Here is a 19,222-nt window from a genome sequence, read left to right as displayed (position 1 = left end):
AACTACCGTCTATTCGCGGGTGAGCCGGGGAGGTAGGACGGCAACCGGGCTGTTAATTGACCGTGCCCAGTTCCTTTGCCTCTTGGGCTTCCATGCGCGGGTCCGCGCCGAGGAGCCGGCGCAACGACGCCAAGCGGGCGGGGCCTGCGTCGCCAGCGTGGCCGTCGGCGACCCAGGAATCCAGTCCGCATCGAACTGCGGATGCATCGTGCTTGCAGCCTCGCTCGCACATTTCCGTTCCGGGTTCCAGATCCGGGAAGGCATGCAGGATGCGGTCCGGGTTCACGTGGGCGAGGCCGAAGGAACGGATGCCGGGCGTATCGATGATCCAGCTGCCGCCGGGGGCGTCGCTGAGTTTCAGGGCAAGGGCAGAGGACGAGGTATGGCGTCCGCGCCCCGTCACAGCGTTGACCCCGCCCGTGGCGCGTTCGGCGCCGGTGAGGGCATTCACCATGGTGGACTTCCCGACGCCGGAATGGCCCAGGAGCACGGTGACCTTGCCGTCGAGGTAGTCCCGCAATTGGCCGACGGCGTCGCCATCGAGGCGGGCCGACAAGCCGTCGTCGGAACGTGCGTCGATGCCGGAGGCGCCTGCGTCCGCCGTCCGGCTGATGATGATGGGGAAACCAAGGCTCACATAGTTGGCGAGCAATTCCGTCGGATCCTTGACATCGGCCTTGGTGACGAGCAGCAGCGGCTCGATTCCGGCGTCGTACGCTGCCACCAAGGCGCGGTCGATGAATCCGGTGCGCGGCTCCGGGTTGGCGGCCGCGACCACCACCACGAGCTGGTCGGCGTTGGCGACGACGGCCCGTTCGATCGGATCCGTGTCATCGGCACTTCGCCGCAGGAGGGTCTTGCGCTCCTCGACGCGCACGAGGCGGGCGAGGGTGTCCGGGGCTCCCGACACATCGCCGACGAGGGCGACGAAGTCTCCCGGAACCACGGGGGAGCGCCTCAGTTCCCGGGCGCGGGCCGCGATGACGATGCGCTCGTTGTCCGAGCTTTCGCCCACTATCGCGGTGTAGCGGCCGCGGTCGACTGTAATGATGCGCCCGATCACGGCGTCGTCGTGGCTGGGGCGGTCCTTCGTGCGGGGGCGTGTGCCCTTCTTGTTGGGGCGGATCCGGACATCGGACTCATCCCAGGAGCTTGCATCGCGAGCCATCGTCAGTTGCTTGTCTCCGTTGAACCGGTGTCCGTGGCCGCTTGGCCCGCACTGAGCATGGATGCCCAGATTTGCGGAAATTCGGGCATGGTCTTGGAAGTCGTCGCGATGTCTTCAACCTCGACACCCTCGACGGCAAGCCCCAGGATGGCGCCTGCGGTAGCCATGCGGTGGTCGGCGTAGCTGTGCACGACGCCGGCATGCAGCGCCGCGGGCCGGATCACCAAGCCGTCGCTGGTTTCCTTGGCGTCGCCGCCGAGCCCGTTGATTTCTGCGACGAGCGCGGCCAGCCTGTCCGTTTCGTGTCCCCGCAAATGCGCGATGCCGCTGAGCCGGGAAGGACTGGAAGCCAGGGCGCACAATGCCGCCACCGTAGGGGCGAGTTCGCTGGTTTCGTCGAAGTCCGCGCCCAGGATCTCCGGTCCGCCGGTGACTGTCAGCGTGCCGTTGTCCAGGGTGACAGTGGCACCCATGGTGGCGAGGATGTCCCGCCAGAGGTCCCCGACTTGCGTGGTGTTGACCGGCCAGTTCGGGATCCGGATAGTTCCCTTCGTGGCCAGCGCCGCGGCAAGGAAGGGACCAGCGTTGGAGAGATCCTGCTCTATCCTCTCGTCAAAGGCCTGGATAGTGCCCGGGGCAACGCGCCAATGGTTCGGCACGGAGTCATCCACCTGCACTCCGACGCCGCGCAGGACCGAGACGGTCATGTTGATGTGGTCCAGGCTCGGCACGGGCTTGCCGACATGCTCCAGGTGAAGGCCCTCATCGAAGCGTGCACCGACCAGCAGCAAGGCGGAGACAAACTGCGACGAAGCGCTCGCATCGATCACCAAATGGCCACCGCGGACAGAGCCCGTTCCGGAAACCTTGAACGGCAGGGAGCTCGCAGTGTTCCCGTCCACGGCGCTGACTTCCACTCCGAGTGTCCGGAGGGCTTCAATGATGGTGCCCATCGGACGTTGGCGTGCGTGGGGATCGCCGTCGAACACCGACGCACAGTTGCGGAGGGCCGCGAGCGGCGGCACAAAGCGCATGACCGTGCCGGCCAAGCCGCAGTCGATGGCGGTCTCAGATGCGGCAGCCGCCGGGTCGATGGGGGTGACTTCAAGATCCGGGCCGTAGTGTCCATCGCCGGGAACCTCGGTAATGGTGGCGCCAAGCTGGCGCAGGGCCTCGACCATCAGGGCGGAATCCCGCGAATGCAAGGGTGCCCGCAGCCTGCTTGGACCGTTGGCCAATGCCGCCAGGACCAGATACCGGTTGGTCAGGGACTTCGAACCAGGAACCGTAACCGTGGCATCCACAGGGCGGCTGGCGAAGGGTGCCGGCCACAGGGGGAGTGCAGAGGCTGTGGTGCTCCCTGAATCGTCTGTCTGCGTGGCGGGGGTTCCTGGCATGCTTCCTTATGCTCCAACTGCGTTGTCTACGGCCTTGCGGACGGCCCGGTCTGTTTTTTTGAACTGCTTGCCCGTGGCTTTCTTTGCGTCCATGGCGAGGTGTTCGGCACGCCATGCCAGGCTCGGTTTGCCCGCGGTGTCGACGGCGGCAAGGAAGACGCCACCCGTCAGCGAAATGTTCTTGAGCAACTGGGCGCGGCGGGCGAGCCGGCCTTCCTTGGTGCTGATGTCGGCAGAACGCCACTCAACAAAGGTATTCAGGACCGAGATGCCGGCAAGCAGGCTTGCCGAGAACCGGGAGCATTTGCCGAGGGCCAGCAAGGCGCCGGCGCCCACTTGCGCGCCGCCGATGACCCGCGCCAGCATCTTCTCGTCCGACGGGAAAGGCAGTGATTCGGAAGCGCGGCGGAGCAGCGGAGAGAGCTGTTTGGCAGTGTCATCCGCGTTCTTGAGCTTGTCCAGCCCTGCGACGACAAAACTGGAAGCCAACATTGGCCTGGCGAGAAAACGGACGAGGGACATGTTTTGCCTCCTGGATGGCTTGCCACGGTGTTCAGGTGGTGCTGCGTTCAAGTGGTGCGGTGTTCACGGGGTGCAGTCGGATCTAGTCTTGCATCTTTGCGGAATATTTGCCCGGAGCTTGCCGTTGTCAGAAGAAGGTGCGGTGTGGGCTGGACCTTGGATTGTGGCGTGTGTGTTGTGCCGCGCGGTCATGTCGTTTGAGTGGAGATGGTTTTTTGGCCTTGGTTAAGGACCGCGAGGGACACTTGGCGCTTGGGCAGGAGCTGCCAAGGGACTCCCGGAGGGTGACAGTAGACTTGGATGCAATGAGCACCATGGATCCGGCCGCAGCGGCCATGTACAAAGCAGCGACGGAAGTCACGGACGCAACGTCCGACGGCGACGCACCTGTTGGGGCCGACGTCGAAATTGCAGTGGACTTCGCAACCGAGACCCCCGAACAACGGAGGGCGCGCTTCGAACGCGACGCCATGCAGTATGTCGACCAGCTCTATTCGGCTGCCATGCGCATGGCCAGGAATCCGTCCGACGCCGAGGACTTGGTCCAGGAGGCCTACACCAAGGCCTTCTCCGCCTTCCATCAGTACAAGCCGGGTACCAACCTCAAGGCGTGGCTGTACCGCATCCTGACCAACACATACATCAACCTCTACCGGAAGCGGCAGCGCGAACCGTTGCAGTCGAACTCGGACAGCATCGAAGACTGGCAGCTGGCGCGGGCGGAATCCCATACGTCCGCGGGGCTGCGCTCTGCGGAGGCGGAAGCACTGGATCATTTGCCGGACTCGGACGTGAAGAGCGCCCTGCAGTCCATTCCGGAGGAATTCCGGCTCGCGGTGTACTTCGCTGACGTCGAAGGCTTCGCATACAAGGAAATATCAGACATTATGAATACCCCGATCGGGACGGTCATGTCCCGGCTTCATCGCGGCAGGAAAATGTTGCGCGATCTGCTGGCGGACTATGCCGCAGAACGGGGAATCAGCGCCGGCGCGGAAGAAAAGGTCTTGGCCGTGGGCGCGGCCACAAGCAAAAAACAGGAGAAAAGGAAATGAGCTGCCAAGGATTGGGTGACTGCGACGATGCTCGGATGCAGCGTATCTACGAGTACCTCGATGGTGCGTTGACCCGCGAAGACATCGCAGAGATCAAAGTGCATCTGGAAGACTGCCCGGAGTGCACCGAGCAATACGACCTTGAGTGCGTCATTCGCACCGTGGTCAAACGCTCCTGTACGGAAGCGGCTCCTGAGAATCTCAAGAACTCGATCCTGGACAGGATCCACGCTATGAAGTCCGTGGACGTCTAAGCGCCTGGAACGGCAAGGGCCCCGGAAACCTGATGGTTTCCGGGGCCCTCCGCATTAAGTCTTACGCTAAGCCGCTGGCTTAGGTGTTGGGACGCTTGCCGTGGTTTGCGCCGCCGCGCTTACGGTCACGACGCTTACGTGCACGCTTGCTCATAGCTGGCCTCCTTAGATTCTTGATACTCAATAAAGCTGCCCTCCAGTCTCCCACATCACGGGGCCGCCCCGCGAACCGTGCCGGCCAGCCCCGCGGGGACTCGGACTCAGCCCCGCAGGGAATTCAGGATGGAGATCCTGGCCTGGTCCAGGACGGTGCGCACGGTTTCAAGGGCGATTGGAGTCAGAGCCTTGGAGCCGGCGTGCTGTCGCAATTCCACACGGATGTCATCGCGGAAGGATTGGACCATCATCTCAGCCTCCTTCAGGATGCGGTGTCCCTCCGGCGAGTAGCTTCCAGCCCACGACTGGAATTCCGCGGACTTCGCATTGGCTCGTGCGGCTTCGGCTGTTGCGGCCAGGTCTGCGCGCAGGCCGCGCATGTTGCTGCGGATGTCGTCGCGGAGATTGTCGGCCAACCGCCGCACGGAGGCGGAGATGTTGTCCTCGACGTCGGCCAGTTCCTGCCGCCGGCTGTTGAGCTCCGCCAGTCCGGCCGCCGTGATGGAGTAGTTGGTGCGGCGCCCGTCGTTGGTGGTGGCTACCAGTCCTTCTTCCTCGAGTTTGCCAAGGCGCGGGTAGATGGTTCCGGCACTGGGGGAGTAGGTCCCCCCGAAGCGCTCGCCGAGGTCCTTGATAAGCTCGTAGCCGTGCTTGGGACCGGATTCCAGGAGTGCCAGCAGATAGAGCCTGAGGGCGCCGTGGGCAAAGACGGGCGGCATTAGACTTCCTCTTCTCCGGGGACTGAGTGCGTTGTTCCGGGTGTTGGCGCACTGCCATGGATGATGGAGGTCTTTCCGGACACGGAATTGGTACGCGCCACCATAAGCCGCTCGTCGGGGCCAACGATGGTCTGGACCCTGCCTCCCGACTGGGCGTAGAGCTGGTCATCGATCATCACGGTGCCGCTGGCCGTCTTGGCCACGATGTCCACGCCTACGTCGTGCGGCAGGCGGATGGTGAGGTCGCCTGAAACGGAATTGGCTCCGAAATCCTGGGTGTAGCCGTGCAGGTCGAAGCTGAGGTCGCCGCTGACCGTATTGGCCCGGATGTTCTTGAAGCGGCCCGAAGCCGTGACTTCGCCCGAGACGCTCTTGGCGGTCATGACGCCGTCGTGGTTGCGGGCGATGACTTCGCCGCTGACGGTGTTGACGTGAAGCTCGCCCCGCGTGCCGTCCGCGAGGACTGACCCGGACACCGTGTTGAGGCGGATATGACCGGTGACGCCCGACACCATGCCGTCACCGCCCACGGTTCCTGCTTCGACGTCGACGCCGGCAGGCAGTGCAATGCTGATGACGATCGTGTTGGTGCTGGTGTTGTTGACGGTCCCCATGAGGTTGCGGAACCAGCCCTGGGGGCCGTGCAACTGGTGGCGGACTTCGAGCCGGCCATCAACGAGGCTGACGCTCAGCGGATCGCCGCCGATTTCCGAGACTTCGATCCTGGTGATTGCTTCGTCGTGCGTGACAACGTCGAAGCGTCCCTTGACGATCCCCAGCTTGAGTGAGCGGACGCCGTCGACGTCGATGGTCTGCGGACCGGTAATGGTCCAGTTTTCTTCTGACATGACCCCTCCATTGCTGCGTTACATCATTGCGATATATCGCGTTCATGTATTCACGATATATCGCGATATTGACGTTGGCAATGGGTTCCACATGCGAGACGGCGGCGTCTCCTGCCCCGGCTATTCCGGCTGGGCGATCCTCAGCCACTGGAACCAGCCGCGGTGCAACACGAGCCAGGCCATGAGCCCGTAACCCGCCTGGCCCGGAGTGCCGCCATTTGCGGAGAGGTCCGTGCGCCATTGTTCGTGGTTGAGTAACGGGGAGAACGTGTCGACGTACTGGTGGTTGCGGCGGGTGGTGACGTCCGCAAATGCGGCGTTGAGTTCCGCGATCCGGCGGTTCTTGGCCGGGTCAAGCGTGGGTGGCGGTCCGACGACAAACACTTCGATGTTGCTTTGCGACGCCCCGTCCAGGATATTGGCCAGATTGAGGCGGCTACGTGCCGTGGAGACACCGAATTCGATGTCGCGGCCGGACAGGCCAATCACCAAGCGGTTTTCGTGGACGTTGCTGAAGCGTCTCCCGGCTTCGTCGAGCCAGCGCGCCGCAAGGCCTTCTGTGCCCTCCATGGGGCAGGGAAGAGAATAGCTCTCCACAAGAACGGAGTCCTGGGGAGTCCGAGCAAGAACCCTTCCGAGCCAGCCCAAGGCCCTGGGGTCACCGAGCCCGGCGAGTAGTTCATCACCAACAGCTGCGATGCGCAGCTTCCTGTCTTCCACAGTTACCTCTTCACCAAACGTTGCGGTCCTTGCACTGTGCCCGGCCGGGCGGCTGGATCACCGGACACTTGTCCCATTAAACAGAACTGCCCGGCTGGAAGTGGGTATTGAACCTCCAGCCGGGCAGCCGCCGTCTTACTTGCGTTCGAATGCCTGCTTGAGCAACGTGGCCTGCTCGGCGCTGTGGCGCTTCATCGAACCGGCTGCCGTGGAGGCCGATGCCGGCCGCGAAACGAGCTGGACCTTCCGGTCCAGTGCCTGCGGCAGGTTCAGGCCGATGAACGGCCACGGACCCTGGTTGGCGGGTTCGTCCTGCGCCCAGACGATGTCGGCGTTCGGGTACTTGGCCAGTTCCGCTTCGATCTGGGCCTGGGGCAGCGGGTACAGCTGCTCCAGGCGGATGATTGCTGTCGAGGTGTCGCCGGTCTTTTGGCGGTTCGACAGGAGATCGTAGTAGAGACGGCCTGAAACCAGGATCACCCTGTCAACGCTCTGTGCCTGAAGGGGCTCGTGTTCGCCGATGACCGGCTTGAATCCGCCCGTGGTGAAGTCCTCCACCGCGGAAGCCGCGCCCTTGAGGCGCAAAAGCTGCTTCGGGGTGAAGACGATGAGCGGCTTGCGCGGACGGCTGTAGGCCTGCCGGCGCAGCAAGTGGAAGTGCGAGGCAGCCGTGGTGGGGTTCGCCACGACCATGTTGTCTTCGGCACAAAGCTGCAGGAAGCGCTCGATGCGTGCGGACGAGTGGTCCGGTCCCTGGCCTTCGTAGCCGTGAGGCAGCATGAGCACGAGGGAGGAACGCTGGCCCCACTTCTGTTCGGCCGAGGAGATGAATTCGTCGATGATGGTCTGTGCACCGTTGACGAAGTCACCGAACTGGGCTTCCCACAACACCAAGGCGTCCGGGCGTTCCACGGAGTAGCCGTACTCGAAGCCCATGGCCGCGTATTCGGACAACAAGGAGTCGTAGATCCACAGCTTGGCCTGCTCGTCGCTCAGGTGGCCCAGCGGCATCCATTCGCTGCCGTTCGCGCGGTCGTGGAAGACGGCGTGACGCTGCACGAACGTGCCGCGACGGGAGTCCTGGCCGGCGAGGCGAACCGGTACGCCCTCCATGACGAGCGAACCAAAGGCCGCGATCTCGCCGAAGCCCCAGTCGATGCCGCCTTCGCGGGACATCTGCTCGCGCTTCTCGAGGAGCTGCTTGAGCTTGGAGTGGACCGTGAAGCCTTCCGGAATGTCGAGGTGCGCCTGGCCGATCCTCTGCAGCATTTCGGCTGAAATCGCGGTGGTGGCGGGCGCGTTGGTGCCGAAGTCCGCCTGCTGGGCGATGGGACGCTCGATGTCCGAAACCGCGGCGGAGTCCGCCGTGATAATCGGGATAGGCGAAGTCTGTGCGGCGTGGGTCTCCGCGAAGACGCGCTCGAGGCGTTCCTGGTAGTCGCGCAGCAACTGCTCGGCTTCGTCCTCGGTGATGTCGCCGCGGCCGATGAGGGATTCCGTGTAGAGCTTGCGGACGGAACGCTTGGCTTCGATCAGGTTGTACATGAGCGGCTGCGTCATCGAGGGGTCGTCGCCCTCGTTGTGTCCGCGGCGGCGGTAGCACACCATGTCCACGATGACGTCCTTGTGGAAGCGCTGGCGGAACTCGTAGGCCAACTGCGCGATGCGCACCACGGCCTCGGGGTCGTCACCGTTCACATGGAAGATCGGGGCCTGGATCATCTTGGCCACGTCGGTGGAGTAGGTCGAGGAACGCGACGACGACGGTGCGGTGGTGAAGCCGACCTGGTTGTTCACGATGATGTGGATGGTTCCACCGGTACGGTAACCACGCAGCTGGGACAAGTTGAGCGTTTCCGCCACAACGCCCTGGCCGGCAAAGGCGGCGTCGCCGTGGACCATGATCGGCAACACGGGGAATGCCTCACCCTGGTCCAGCCGGTCCTGCTTGGCCCGGACAATACCTTCAAGCACGGAGTCAACCGCTTCAAGGTGGGACGGGTTCGCGGCGAGGTAGACCTTGGTCTCATTGCCGTTGTCCGAAGTGAACGTGCCTTCGGTGCCGAGGTGGTACTTGACGTCGCCCGAGCCCTGCACGGAGCGGGGGTCCTGGGTGCCCTCGAACTCGCGGAACACCTGGGCGTACGTCTTGCCCGCGATGTTGGTGAGCACGTTGAGGCGGCCGCGGTGGGCCATGCCGATCGCGACTTCGTCGAGTCCGTCGTCGGCGGCGTCGGAAATGATGGTGTCCAGCAGCGGGATCAGGGACTCCCCGCCCTCGAGGGAGAAGCGCTTCTGGCCCACGAACTTGGTCTGCAGGAAGGTTTCGAAGGCCTCTGCTGCGTTGAGCTTGGAAACGATGCGCAGCTGCTCTTCGCGACTCGGCTTGGAGTACGGGTGCTCCACCTGGTCCTGGAACCACTTGCGTTCTTCAGGCTCCTGGATGTGCATGTACTCAATGCCCGTGGTGCGGCAGTAAGCGTCGCGGAGGACGCCCAGGATGTCGCGGAACTTGAGCATCGGCTTGCCGCCGAAGCCGCCGGTGGGCCACTCGCGGTCGAGGTCCCACAAGGTGAGGCCGTACGTCAGAACGTCGAGGTCCGGGTGCTTGCGCTGGACGTATTCGAGGGGGTTCGTGTCTGCCATCAGGTGGCCGCGGACCCGGTAGGAGTGGATCAACTGCTGGATGCGGGCAACCTTGTTGATCTCGTCAGCGGGGTCGACCTGGAGGTCGGGGCTCCAACGGACGGGCTCATAGGGAATGCGGAGCGCTTCGAAGATCTCGTCGTAGAAGTTCTGCGCACCGAGGAGGAGTTGGTGGACGAGCTTGAGGAACTCGCCGCTTCCGGCGCCTTGAATGACGCGGTGGTCATAGGTGGACGTCAGCGTGAGGATCTTGCTGATGGCGTTCTGGGCGATGATCTTCTCGCTGGCGCCTTGCCACTCAGCCGGGTAGTCGAGGGCTCCGACGCCGATGATGGCGGCCTGTCCCTTGGAGAGCCGGGGCACGGAGTGCACGGTACCGATGCCACCCGGGTTTGTCAGGGACACGGTGGTGCCCGCGTGATCGTCCGCCGTGAGCTTGCCGTTGCGCGCGCGCTTGATGAGGTCTTCGTAGGTGTGCCAGAACTCCGCGAAGTTCATGGTCTCCGCCTTCTTGATGTTGGGAACCATCAGGAGGCGCGTGCCATCGGGCTTGGGCATGTCAATGGCGATGCCGAAGTTGACGTGTGCGGGCTGCACGGCAACGGGCTTGCCGTCTACTTCGTCGTAGTACACGTTCATCGACGGGAACTGGGACAGGGCGCGGACCACTGCGTAGCCGATGAGGTGGGTGAAGGAGACCTTTCCGCCACGGGCGCGGGCAAGGTTCGAATTGATGACAACGCGGTTGTCGATCAGGAGTTTGGCGGGAACGGCCCTGACGCTCGTGGCGGTAGGAACCTCGAGGCTCAAGACCATGTTGGACGCAATGGCCTTGGCCGGACCACGGAGGACGGAGACGACGTCCTCTTCCGGGGGAGTGGGAGCCTTGGTGCTCTTGGGAAGCTGGGCCGGGATCGGCTGGGACTGGCTGCCGTCGGATGGCTTCTGCGCGCCGTCCTTGGCGACAGTGGCCGGAGCCTTCTTGACCGGTGTTGCAGGAGCAGACGCGGGGGCGGCAGGGGTAGCTGCCGGGGCAACCACGGGCGCGACCGGCGTCATTGCCGTTGCTGCGGCCTGTGCCACGACAGGAATTTCACGGGTGGGAGGGTTTGCAGGGGCTGCGGATGTTCCGTTGGAAGACGTGCCGTCAGCGGTGTCGAAGGACTCGAAAAGCGGCCACCACTTGGCGTCGACCGAATTCTTGTCCTGTTGGTACCGCTCGTACAGTTCGTCAACGAGCCACTCGTTTCCGCCAAATTCCTCGGGTAGACGGTGGCTTGGCTGCTCTGGCACTTGAAATACGCCTCTTCCATGAGTGTTGATTTCCAGCTGGCCCGGGGAACTGCAGGAGGTGCAAAGGCGAGCCAGGGTCTGGGTCCCGCGAACTCAGACCCTAGCCAGTCTAGTGACGAGCGGCGGCTATCTGCCAATAGTGGTGACCTAAATCATGCCAATCGCTGTATGCCTCGGCTTCCACGCCCTGAAGGGCTATTCTTTCCCGGGATTTTCCTGCCGTTTTTAGCGTCGCAGGCCTCGAGCCCGGCCGGTGAAGTCGCGTGAAGCCGCGCTGCGGCCGGACTGTAGACTTGAATTCTTATGGACAGTAATTCTAGGTGCCGGCCTGGGAGCTGCGGGGGAAGCCGTTCGGCAATCCCCGTGCAACGCACCCGCCGAGCCGGCAATGCCCGTACACATGCCCATCGCCCCCCGGAGCTCCAGGCCGGCCGGTCGGCGGACCCTTCATCCGCCGCGTCCGACCAACCCCCGCCGGGTCAATCAGCCCTTAGCCTTCCTGGTGCCCTGCTCCAGCCGTTCACACCATCCGGCGGCCTTTAATGGAGTGGCTTTTCCTTCTCGCCGGCGTACTCCTGATTCTGGGCACCGGCTTCTTTGTCGCGGTCGAGTTCTCGCTCGTCGCACTCGACCAGTCAACGGTCCAAAGGGCGGTCGACGGCGGCGACCACGCCGCCGCGGCGTTGCTCAAATGCCTCAAATCCCTTTCCACCCAGCTCTCAAGCTGCCAATTGGGGATCACCCTCACCACCTTGCTGACCGGCTTCGTCATGGAGCCGTCCGTCGGCTCTCTCTTGCACGGACCGCTACTCTGGGCCGGGCTGCCTGAGGCTGCTGCGCAGTCCTTGTCACTCATCCTGGCCATGACCTTCGCCACCGTCTTGTCGATGCTGATCGGCGAACTCGTCCCGAAGAACATGGCATTGGCCTTGGCGTTTCCGCTAGGCCGGGCGTTGGCCCGCCCGCAACTGATGTTCACGGCCGTGTTCAAGCCGGCAATCGTCGTACTCAACGGCTTCTCGAACAAGATGCTCAACCTCGTCGGACTCGAGGCCAAGGAAGAGATCTCGGGTGCCCGCTCGCCTTCTGAACTGGCCTCCCTCGTGCGCCGTTCGGCAGAGCTGGGAACCCTCGACGCCGGGACGGCCAACTTTGTTGCCCGGACCCTGAACTTCTCGGCCCGCACGGCGGCCGACGTCATGACCCCGCGCATCCGCATGGAAACCATCGACGCCGATCAGCCGGTATCGGACATCATCGAGGCGGCCCGGCGGACCGGATATTCGCGCTTCCCGGTCATCGGCGAATCGGCCGATGACATCCGCGGCGTGGTGCACATCAAGAAAGCCGTGTCCGTCCCGTCGGAACGCAGGAGCCGGCTGGAAGCCGGAGCCATTATGTCCGAGGTCCTGAGCGTTCCCGAGACCATCCACCTTGACGCCCTGCTTTTGGAACTCCGCGAGGGCAACCTGCAACTCGCCGTCGTGCTTGATGAGTACGGCGGAACCGCGGGTATCGCGACGCTTGAGGACCTCGTGGAGGAAATCGTCGGCGAAGTGGCGGATGAGCATGACAAAGTCCGGCCCGGATTGCTGCAGAGCGCCTCGGGGGACTGGTATTTCCCCGGACTGTTGCGTCCGGACGAGGTCAGCGAACAGATCCCGGGACTGACGGTTCCCGACGACCCCGCATACGAAACGGTGGGTGGTTACGTCATGAGCCAACTTGGACGGATCGCGATGGTCGGCGACGTCGTAGAGGCAGGCGGCGGCACCCTGGCCGTCACCCGAATGGACGGCCGCCGGATCGACCGCATTTGCTTCCGCCCCACGGCGCCCGACACCTACGATGACGGCGACGACGATAAAGGCACTGATCGTATAGGCGCAACGGAAAGCGATTCGAGCGGATGGCAGAGCAGGAAGCAGGCCAGCAAGCGGTTGATTAAGGGCTCCGGCGGTTCGGCAGGCGATGCTGTTGGCAACCCCGTGGCCAAAACCAGCCGCAAAGGACGTGCCGCATGAGCGACTGGGCAGGAATCCTGTGGCTCGTGGTGCTGTTGATCGGCAACGCTTTCTTTGTCGGCGCCGAGTTTGCCGTGATGTCTGCGCGCCGCAGCCAGATTGAGCCTTTGGCCCAACGCGGGTCCAAGCGCGCGCAGACCACCCTGTATGCGATGGAACATGTCTCGCTGATGCTGGCGTGTGCCCAGCTTGGCATCACCGTGTGTTCCTTGCTGATTCTCCTTGTGGCCGAGCCTGCCATCCACCATTTACTGGGGGCGCCGCTGGAGTCCGTGGGCGTCCCTGTTGAATTGGCAGACATCATCGCTTTTGCGGTTGCCTTGCTGGCGGTCACCTTCCTGCATGTGACCTTTGGCGAGATGGTTCCCAAGAACATTTCTGTTTCGGTCGCGGACAAAGCGGCCTTGCTGCTGGCGCCGCCGTTGGTCCACGTCGCCCGTTTCGTGAAACCTGTTATCTGGACTCTGAACTGGCTGGCCAACCGCATCCTCCGCCTGATGAAGATCGAGCCCAAGGATGAGGTGACCTCCTCCTTCACGCTCGAAGAAGTGCAGTCCATTGTGCAGGAATCGACCCGCCATGGGCTGGTGGACGACGACGCCGGCCTGCTGAGCGGCGCTTTGGAGTTTTCCGAGCACAACGCGGCGCACATCATGGTGCCGCTGGACAAACTCGTAACGCTCAAGCCTGGCTCTACGCCGCGGCAACTCGAGAAGGCGGTCAGCCGCACCGGTTTCTCACGCTTCCCCGTGTTGGACGACGACGGCGAGTTGACCGGCTACCTGCACATCAAGGATGTGCTTTCCATCCCCGAGGAAGGACGCCGCTATCCGATCGCGGAGAGCAGGATCCGGTCCCTCGTGAACCTCGCACCCGAGGACGAGATTGAAGAAGCGATGGCCGTGATGCAGCGGACCGGCTCGCACCTCGGCCGGGTTGTCGGGACAGGCGGCGCGACCCTGGGCGTGTTGTTCCTGGAGGACGTCATCGAGCAGCTCGTGGGCGAGATCCGTGACGCCACCCAGGCCAGGGGAATCCGGCGGCTGGGCGGACCCGAGTCAGCGTAGTCTCCTGCCGGCCCCAAAGGGCCGGCAGGACCTGCCCGGAATTCTAAATAGGAATCATTCCTATTTGTGGGTACACTCATTGAGTCCCCTGTTGTGCTTTGATTCGGTAGATCCGAGGTTTCCCGTGCGCCGTACCGCCGCCCGCCCTTCCCTTGTCGCAGTGTCTTCCGCGTGCGCGGCAGTTGCCGTCCTGCTTGCCGCATGCGCGGCACCCGCCGCGACGGCGCCGTCGTCGTCCTCCGGAGTGATCGACGTCGTCGCCTCCACGAGCGTGTACGGCGACATAGCCAAGAGCATCGGCGGTGACAAGGTGTCCGTCACGTCCATCATCAGCAAGACCAGCCAGGATCCGCACTCGTACGAGGCAAGCACCCAGGACAAACTGGCCGTCTCCAAAGCCCAACTGGTGATCGACAATGGCGCGGGCTACGACGACTTCTTCAGCAAGCTGGCCGAGGACAGCAAGGTGGCTGCGGACAAGACCATCACCGCTGTCAACGTTTCGGGGCTCCTGCCCGCGGCGACAACCAGCGCGTCTCCCGCAGGGGTGCCGGAAGGGTTCAACGAGCACGTCTGGTACAACTTCGACGCCATGGCGAAAGTGGCCGATGCTGTTGCTGCGAAGCTCGGAAGCCTGAACCCGCCCGACGCCAAGACCTTTACTGCCAACGCAGAGAAGTTCAAGTCCTCGCTGACCGGACTCAGCACCAAAGTCGCTGAAATCAAGGCATCCAAGGGTTCCGCCCCGGTCGCCATCACCGAGCCCGTCCCGGGCTACTTGCTTGAAGCTGCAGGCTTGGAGAACAAGACGCCCGAGGAATTCAGCCACGCCATTGAGGTCGGCTCGGACGTTCCACCGGCAGCGGTCAAGGAAACGGCCGATCTGATTACCTCGAAGTCCGTTCGCTTCCTGGCGTACAACGAGCAGACCGCCAGCGCCGAGACGGAAAAGCTGAAGGCCGAGGCGACCGCTGCCGGTGTTCCGGTGATCGGTTTCACCGAGACACTTCCCGAGGGCAAGGACTACGTCGCCTGGATGACGGACAATGTGGGCAACGTTGCTACTGCCCTGAACAAGTAATCGACGCCGGCAGCAGACCAGACGGGCCCCGCAATCGTCCTAAGATATACAGGGCGGCTGCGGGGCCCTCTCTGTTCATCCAAGAGCAGGCCACCAGCAACATCGCTTCGCGAACCCCATGGATCGAGGAATCTTTTTGACACCGGTAGTGAGCCTTCGCGGCGCGGGCCTCCAGTTTGGCCAACGGGCCCTCTGGAAGGACCTCGACGTGGACATCCAGGCGGGTGAGTTCTTCGCAGTGCTCGGCCCCAACGGCAGCGGCAAGACCAGCTTCCTCAAAGTCCTCCTCGGTTTGCAGCAGCTTCACTCGGGGACCGTGGCTGTGGCAGGAGGCCCGGTGGAACGTGGCAGCCGGAAGATCGGCTACATACCGCAGCAAAAGTCCTTTGCTCCGGATACGCCCTTGCGTGCCAGGGACTTGGTTGCCCTCGGCGTCGACGGCCACCGCTGGGGCCTGCGGATCAAGGCCAAGGCCGTCAATGAGCGCGTCGACGCCCTGCTGGACTTGGTCGGTGCGAGTGACTACGCCCGCGTACCGCTTGGTCAATTGTCCGGCGGAGAGCAACAGCGACTCCGTGTTGCGCAAGCCCTTGCCGCGGAGCCTGACCTCCTGCTCTGTGACGAACCGCTGCTGTCCTTGGACCTGCACCACCAGCAGGCCGTGAGTTCCCTCATCAACCAGCAGTGCCACGAGCGGAACAGCGCCGTGGTGTTCGTGACCCACGAGATCAACCCGGTCATCGACTACGTAGACCGCGTCCTCTACCTTGCCGGCGGCAGGTTCCGGGTGGGAACACCCGAGGAGGTCATGACCACCGAGGTCCTCTCCGAGCTGTACAACAGCCGCGTTGAGGTCATCCGCGCGAACGGCAGGATCGTCGTCGTCGGGCTTCCGGACGCGACTACCCACTACCACGATGACGCCCACGCCGGTGTGGAGGAAGGTCACTAAATGGATCTCGGCAGCATCCTGCACACCATCTTCAACTTTGAAAACTACGGCGAACTGCTCGCGTTGGTCCAGAATTCCATCTGGGCAGGTGCAGTCCTCGGCCTGCTCGGCGGGCTCATAGGCACCTTTGTCATGAAGAGGGACCTCGCCTTCGCGGTGCACGGCATTTCGGAGTTGTCCTTCGCCGGTGCCTCCTTCGCCCTGCTCATCGGGGCGGACATCATTTTCGGTTCGCTCGCGGGATCCGTCGCGGCTGCGCTGCTTCTGGGACTCATGGGCGTCCGGGCGCGGGACAAGAATTCGATCATTGGCGTCATCATGCCGTTCGGGCTGGGCCTTGGCATCTTGTTCCTGGCCCTCTACCAAGGCCGGGCGGCCAACAAGTTCGGGCTCCTGACCGGCCAGATCGTTTCGGTGGACACTGTCCAGCTCCAGGTCCTGGCTGGCACGGCCGTGGTGGTCATGCTCGCACTTGCCGCAATTTGGCGCCCGCTCAGCTTCGCCAGCGTGGACCCCGAGATGGCGGAAGCCAGGGGAGTGCCTGTCCGTGGCTTGGCGATTGCCTTCATGGTTTTGCTCGGCGTCAGCGTTGCCCTGTCCATCCAGATAGTAGGCGCGCTTCTGGTGCTGGCCTTGCTGATCACGCCCGCGGCCGCCGCCCTGCGTGTGACCACTTCGCCGCGGCTCGTGGTCTTGTTGAGCGTGGTCTTTGCGATCACTGCCACCGTAGGCGGGATCCTCCTGGCGCTCGGCAGCAGGATTCCCATCAGCCCGTATGTCACCACGTTGTCGTTCCTGATCTATGTGGTGTGCCGGATCATCGGCAACGTGCGCGCCAAACGGGGAATCAACGGCAGGATAGTCCGTCCCCAGGCTGCTGTGGGCCAAGCCGTGGAAGACCAGACGGTAGCCGGCTAAAGCCGGCCCGCTGCCTTCTTAGCAGTGCATTCGGGGCAGAGCCCGAAAATCTCCACAGTGTGCGCCACTTCGGTGTAGCCGTTCTCGGCAGCCACCCGGGCTGCCCACGTCTCGACCGCCGGAGCTTCCACTTCGACGGCCTTGCCGCAATTGCGGCACAGCAAATGGTGGTGGTGGCCCGTCACCGCACAGCGGCGGTAGACGGCTTCGCCATCGGCATTTCTCAGCACATCGATGAGGCCGTCGTCGGCAAGCGACTGCAGAATCCGGTACGCGGTGGCCAGGGACACCGATACGCCCTGGTTCTGGAGCAGTCGGTACAGTTCCTGGGTGCTCACGAAATCGTCAAGTTCGTCCAGGGCGGCGCTGACGGCCAGGCGTTGCTTCGTGACGCGCTGCTCCTTGACCGCGGGATCCTTCGCATCCGGAAGCGACTGGGCTGCAGGCCCGGACGTGGCGGCATTGGCGCCCTGTGACATTCGTTGACTCATTTCGATGTGGATGTTCGCAAATACCAAGGTTACCAGCCGGCCGCGCTTGGACGCCGGTTCGTGGACACTGTTGGAGGCTCGCCCCTAGGCTGGCTGCATGAAGCTCACCAAGTTCACCCATGCTTGTGTCCGCCTGCAAAAGGACAGCCAGGTCCTCGTGATCGACCCCGGGACTTATTCCGAGTCCGAGGAAGCCCTCGCAGGCGCCCACGCGGTGCTGATCACCCACGAGCACGCGGACCATGTGGACGCGGACGCCGTCGTCGGAGCCCTCAAGGGAAACCCCGGACTGCAGGTGCACGCACCCTCGGGAGTCGCTTCCCAGCTGGCCGCGAAGGCGGGCGACGACGGCGATCGGGTACACGCCGTCGAACCCGGCACCTCCTTTGAAGCCGGGGGCTTCGCGATACGTTCTTTCGGAGGGCAGCATGCCCTCATCCACCCGCAGATTCCGGTAGTGGCCAACATCGGCTACCTCGTGGACGAAAACGTCTTCCACCCGGGGGATTCGTTCGTTGTCCCGGATGGCATTGCCGTACAAACCCTGCTGGTGCCCATTCACGCGCCTTGGTCAAAGGTGGGGGAGGTGGTTGACTTCGTGATCGCGGTCCGCGCACCCAAGGCCTACCCGGTCCACGATGGCCTCCTCAACGAACTCGGACGCGGATTGGTGGAAGGCCACGTGACCCGGATCGGCGCGAAATACGGTACCAGCTATGCGAGGTTGTCGCCGCGGGAATCGGTGGAGGTCTAGCCGAGGTCTGGGCCAGTGGCCTGCTCTGTCTATATGCTGCTTGGCCACGTGCCTGTCTCGAAGAAGTCGGCCAGCACGGCCTCGTACGGGGCCGGATCCAGGCCACGCTCCGCGATCCAGTCCGGGTTGTAGTAGCTTCCCGCGTAGCGATCGCCGGCGTCGCACATGAGTGACACAATGCAGCCGCGCTTTCCCTGGGCCACCATTTCGGCAATCAGTTGGCAAACACCCCAAAGGTTGGTTCCCGTGGAGGGTCCGGCGTGCAGCCCGGCCAGCCGGCGCAAGTGCCGCATGGCGGCCACAGAGGCCGCATCGGGAACCTGGATCATAGTGTCGATGACGGCCGGGACAAAGCTGGGCTCCATGCGCGGACGCCCGATGCCTTCGATCCTGGACGGCATGCCCGTGGAGTAGTCCGGGACGCCGTCGCGCCAGCCAGGATAGAACGCGGAATTTTCCGGATCGACCACGGCCAGCCGGGTTGAGTGGCAGTGGTACCGCAGGTACCGGCCGATGGTGGCGCTGGTTCCGCCCGTGCCGGCGCCCACCACGATCCACTCGGGCACCGGATGCTCTTCGAGGGCGAGCTGCTCGAAGATCGATTCCGCGATGTTGTTGTTGCCCCGCCAGTCGGTGGCGCGCTCAGCAAAAGTGAATTGGTCCATGTAGTAGCCGCCCGAAGTCCGGGCAACGTCCTCCGCCATCGCATAGACCTCCGAGGCGTGGTCCACGAGGAGGCAGGCGCCGCCGAACTCTTCGATGAGGGCGATCTTTTCCGGACTGGTGGTCCGGGTCATGACGGCGATGAACGGAAGCCCGATCAGCCTGGCGAAGTAGGCCTCGGACACTGCGGTGCTCCCGCTGGAAGCCTCCACTATGGTGGTCCCTTCCATGATCCATCCGTTGACCAGGCCGTAAAGGAAGAGCGAGCGGGCGAGACGGTGCTTGAGGCTGCCCGAACGGTGCGTGGATTCGTCCTTGAGGTAGAGCTGGACACCCCAGTGTTCGGGGAGCGGCACCGCGTAGAGGTGCGTATCCGCCGAGCGGTTGTTCTCGGCTTCGATGCGTCGGATTGCCTCGCTGGCCCATGCCCGGTTCTGGTTGCGTAAAGTGCTCACCGATCCAGCCTACCGGCGTCGGCTGCCGCCCAAGGATAG

The 19,222-nt window shown here is 63.6% G+C and carries 18 protein-coding genes; 8 read left to right on the top strand and 10 right to left on the bottom strand.

The features are described from left to right. Positions 1-52: 52 nt before the first annotated feature. Genes rsgA through AB4Z38_RS02465 form a run of 3 tightly spaced genes read right to left on the bottom strand, consistent with a single transcriptional unit; the run spans position 53 to position 3,087 of the window. Positions 53-1,168: a ribosome small subunit-dependent GTPase A gene (rsgA, locus tag AB4Z38_RS02475; RefSeq protein ID WP_441428228.1), complete on the bottom strand. Its 1,116-nt coding sequence runs from the start codon at positions 1,166-1,168 to the stop codon at positions 53-55. A gap of 2 nt (positions 1,169-1,170) precedes the next feature. Then, positions 1,171-2,565 carry a 3-phosphoshikimate 1-carboxyvinyltransferase gene (gene aroA / locus AB4Z38_RS02470; RefSeq protein ID WP_441428227.1) on the bottom strand — a complete coding sequence of 465 codons (1,395 nt, stop codon included), beginning with the start codon at positions 2,563-2,565 and terminating at the stop codon, positions 1,171-1,173. A gap of 6 nt (positions 2,566-2,571) precedes the next feature. Further along, positions 2,572-3,087 carry a DoxX family protein gene (locus AB4Z38_RS02465; protein WP_441428226.1) on the bottom strand — a complete coding sequence of 172 codons (516 nt, stop codon included), beginning with the start codon at positions 3,085-3,087 and terminating at the stop codon, positions 2,572-2,574. A 215-nt stretch (positions 3,088-3,302) separates the two neighbouring features. Between AB4Z38_RS02465 and AB4Z38_RS02460 the strand changes: the two genes are divergently transcribed. Together AB4Z38_RS02460 and rsrA are read left to right on the top strand one after the other, a co-directional pair. After that, a complete protein-coding gene (locus AB4Z38_RS02460; RefSeq protein WP_441428225.1) occupies positions 3,303-4,142 on the top strand; it encodes a sigma-70 family RNA polymerase sigma factor in 840 nt (279 codons plus the stop codon). Further along, the gene (rsrA, locus tag AB4Z38_RS02455) at positions 4,139-4,396 is read left to right on the top strand and encodes a mycothiol system anti-sigma-R factor (RefSeq protein WP_028264789.1); all 258 of its coding nucleotides are present in this window, start codon (positions 4,139-4,141) and stop codon (positions 4,394-4,396) included. The genes AB4Z38_RS02460 and rsrA overlap by 4 nt, the downstream gene beginning before the upstream one ends. Before the next feature lie 79 nt (positions 4,397-4,475). Here rsrA and AB4Z38_RS02450 read toward each other — a convergent pair whose 3' ends face one another. The 5 genes from AB4Z38_RS02450 to AB4Z38_RS02430 form a co-directional block, all read right to left on the bottom strand. After that, entirely contained in the window at positions 4,476-4,550 is a 75-nt protein-coding gene (locus AB4Z38_RS02450) for a 50S ribosomal protein bL37 (RefSeq protein WP_369299106.1), read from the bottom strand. A 106-nt stretch (positions 4,551-4,656) separates the two neighbouring features. Then, a complete protein-coding gene (locus AB4Z38_RS02445; protein ID WP_441428224.1) occupies positions 4,657-5,271 on the bottom strand; it encodes a PadR family transcriptional regulator in 615 nt (204 codons plus the stop codon). After that, on the bottom strand, positions 5,271-6,119 hold the full coding sequence (locus tag AB4Z38_RS02440) for a DUF4097 family beta strand repeat-containing protein (protein ID WP_441428223.1): 849 nt from the start codon (positions 6,117-6,119) through the stop codon (positions 5,271-5,273). Before AB4Z38_RS02440 ends, AB4Z38_RS02445 begins: the two co-directional genes overlap by 1 nt. Before the next feature lie 120 nt (positions 6,120-6,239). Beyond that, the gene (locus tag AB4Z38_RS02435; protein WP_364533440.1) at positions 6,240-6,839 is read right to left on the bottom strand and encodes a GDSL-type esterase/lipase family protein; all 600 of its coding nucleotides are present in this window, start codon (positions 6,837-6,839) and stop codon (positions 6,240-6,242) included. Positions 6,840-6,974: 135 nt separating this feature from the next. Beyond that, positions 6,975-10,778: a multifunctional oxoglutarate decarboxylase/oxoglutarate dehydrogenase thiamine pyrophosphate-binding subunit/dihydrolipoyllysine-residue succinyltransferase subunit gene (locus AB4Z38_RS02430; RefSeq protein WP_441428222.1), complete on the bottom strand. Its 3,804-nt coding sequence runs from the start codon at positions 10,776-10,778 to the stop codon at positions 6,975-6,977. A 542-nt stretch (positions 10,779-11,320) separates the two neighbouring features. Here AB4Z38_RS02430 and AB4Z38_RS02425 point away from each other — a divergent pair. The 5 genes from AB4Z38_RS02425 to AB4Z38_RS02405 all read left to right on the top strand — a co-directional run bounded on the left by AB4Z38_RS02425 (position 11,321) and on the right by AB4Z38_RS02405 (position 16,820). After that, entirely contained in the window at positions 11,321-12,802 is a 1,482-nt protein-coding gene (locus tag AB4Z38_RS02425; RefSeq protein WP_441428221.1) for a hemolysin family protein, read from the top strand. Next, on the top strand, positions 12,799-13,869 hold the full coding sequence (locus AB4Z38_RS02420) for a hemolysin family protein (RefSeq protein ID WP_441428220.1): 1,071 nt from the start codon (positions 12,799-12,801) through the stop codon (positions 13,867-13,869). The genes AB4Z38_RS02425 and AB4Z38_RS02420 overlap by 4 nt, the downstream gene beginning before the upstream one ends. Positions 13,870-13,993: 124 nt before the next feature. Next, a complete protein-coding gene (locus tag AB4Z38_RS02415; RefSeq protein WP_441428219.1) occupies positions 13,994-14,950 on the top strand; it encodes a metal ABC transporter solute-binding protein, Zn/Mn family in 957 nt (318 codons plus the stop codon). A 118-nt stretch (positions 14,951-15,068) separates the two neighbouring features. After that, positions 15,069-15,902, top strand: a complete 834-nt coding sequence (locus AB4Z38_RS02410) for a metal ABC transporter ATP-binding protein (RefSeq protein WP_441428218.1) — start codon at positions 15,069-15,071, stop codon at positions 15,900-15,902. After that, positions 15,903-16,820, top strand: coding sequence for a metal ABC transporter permease (locus tag AB4Z38_RS02405; protein ID WP_441428217.1), 918 nt, complete (start codon positions 15,903-15,905; stop codon positions 16,818-16,820). Here AB4Z38_RS02405 and AB4Z38_RS02400 read toward each other — a convergent pair. Beyond that, complete coding sequence (locus AB4Z38_RS02400) at positions 16,817-17,299, bottom strand: Fur family transcriptional regulator (protein WP_284983667.1); 483 nt, start codon at positions 17,297-17,299, stop codon at positions 16,817-16,819. The two genes, AB4Z38_RS02405 and AB4Z38_RS02400, sit on opposite strands and share 4 nt — an antisense overlap. A 109-nt stretch (positions 17,300-17,408) precedes the next feature. Here AB4Z38_RS02400 and AB4Z38_RS02395 point away from each other — a divergent pair, with 109 nt between their 5' ends. Then, a complete protein-coding gene (locus tag AB4Z38_RS02395; RefSeq protein WP_441428216.1) occupies positions 17,409-18,065 on the top strand; it encodes an MBL fold metallo-hydrolase in 657 nt (218 codons plus the stop codon). A 29-nt stretch (positions 18,066-18,094) separates the two neighbouring features. Here the strand turns inward: AB4Z38_RS02395 and AB4Z38_RS02390 are convergent, their stop codons facing one another. Further along, on the bottom strand, positions 18,095-19,183 hold the full coding sequence (locus AB4Z38_RS02390; RefSeq protein ID WP_441428215.1) for a PLP-dependent cysteine synthase family protein: 1,089 nt from the start codon (positions 19,181-19,183) through the stop codon (positions 18,095-18,097). Positions 19,184-19,222 lie beyond the last annotated feature (39 nt).

The sequence above is a fragment of the Arthrobacter sp. 2RAF6 genome (genome assembly GCF_052115205.1).
In the GTDB taxonomy this organism is placed as follows: Bacteria; Actinomycetota; Actinomycetes; order Actinomycetales; family Micrococcaceae; genus Arthrobacter.
Note: the sequence above shows the minus strand (reverse complement) of the source record. Positions and strands in the feature narration are given on the sequence as shown.

Excerpts from the sequence above, each read along its gene's own strand:
- AB4Z38_RS02395 (WP_441428216.1), top strand. The coding sequence starts at position 17,409 with ATGAAGCTCACCAAGTTCACCCATGCTTGTGTCCGCCTGCAAAAGGAC.
- rsrA (WP_028264789.1), top strand. The coding sequence starts at position 4,139 with ATGAGCTGCCAAGGATTGGGTGACTGCGACGATGCTCGGATGCAGCGT.
- AB4Z38_RS02425 (WP_441428221.1), top strand. The coding sequence starts at position 11,321 with ATGGAGTGGCTTTTCCTTCTCGCCGGCGTACTCCTGATTCTGGGCACC.
- AB4Z38_RS02420 (WP_441428220.1), top strand. The coding sequence starts at position 12,799 with ATGAGCGACTGGGCAGGAATCCTGTGGCTCGTGGTGCTGTTGATCGGC.
- rsgA (WP_441428228.1), bottom strand. The coding sequence starts at position 1,168 with ATGGCTCGCGATGCAAGCTCCTGGGATGAGTCCGATGTCCGGATCCGC.
- AB4Z38_RS02465 (WP_441428226.1), bottom strand. The coding sequence starts at position 3,087 with ATGTCCCTCGTCCGTTTTCTCGCCAGGCCAATGTTGGCTTCCAGTTTT.
- AB4Z38_RS02410 (WP_441428218.1), top strand. The coding sequence starts at position 15,069 with ATGGATCGAGGAATCTTTTTGACACCGGTAGTGAGCCTTCGCGGCGCG.
- aroA (WP_441428227.1), bottom strand. The coding sequence starts at position 2,565 with ATGCCAGGAACCCCCGCCACGCAGACAGACGATTCAGGGAGCACCACA.
- AB4Z38_RS02400 (WP_284983667.1), bottom strand. The coding sequence starts at position 17,299 with ATGTCACAGGGCGCCAATGCCGCCACGTCCGGGCCTGCAGCCCAGTCG.
- AB4Z38_RS02405 (WP_441428217.1), top strand. The coding sequence starts at position 15,903 with ATGGATCTCGGCAGCATCCTGCACACCATCTTCAACTTTGAAAACTAC.
- AB4Z38_RS02440 (WP_441428223.1), bottom strand. The coding sequence starts at position 6,119 with ATGTCAGAAGAAAACTGGACCATTACCGGTCCGCAGACCATCGACGTC.
- AB4Z38_RS02445 (WP_441428224.1), bottom strand. The coding sequence starts at position 5,271 with ATGCCGCCCGTCTTTGCCCACGGCGCCCTCAGGCTCTATCTGCTGGCA.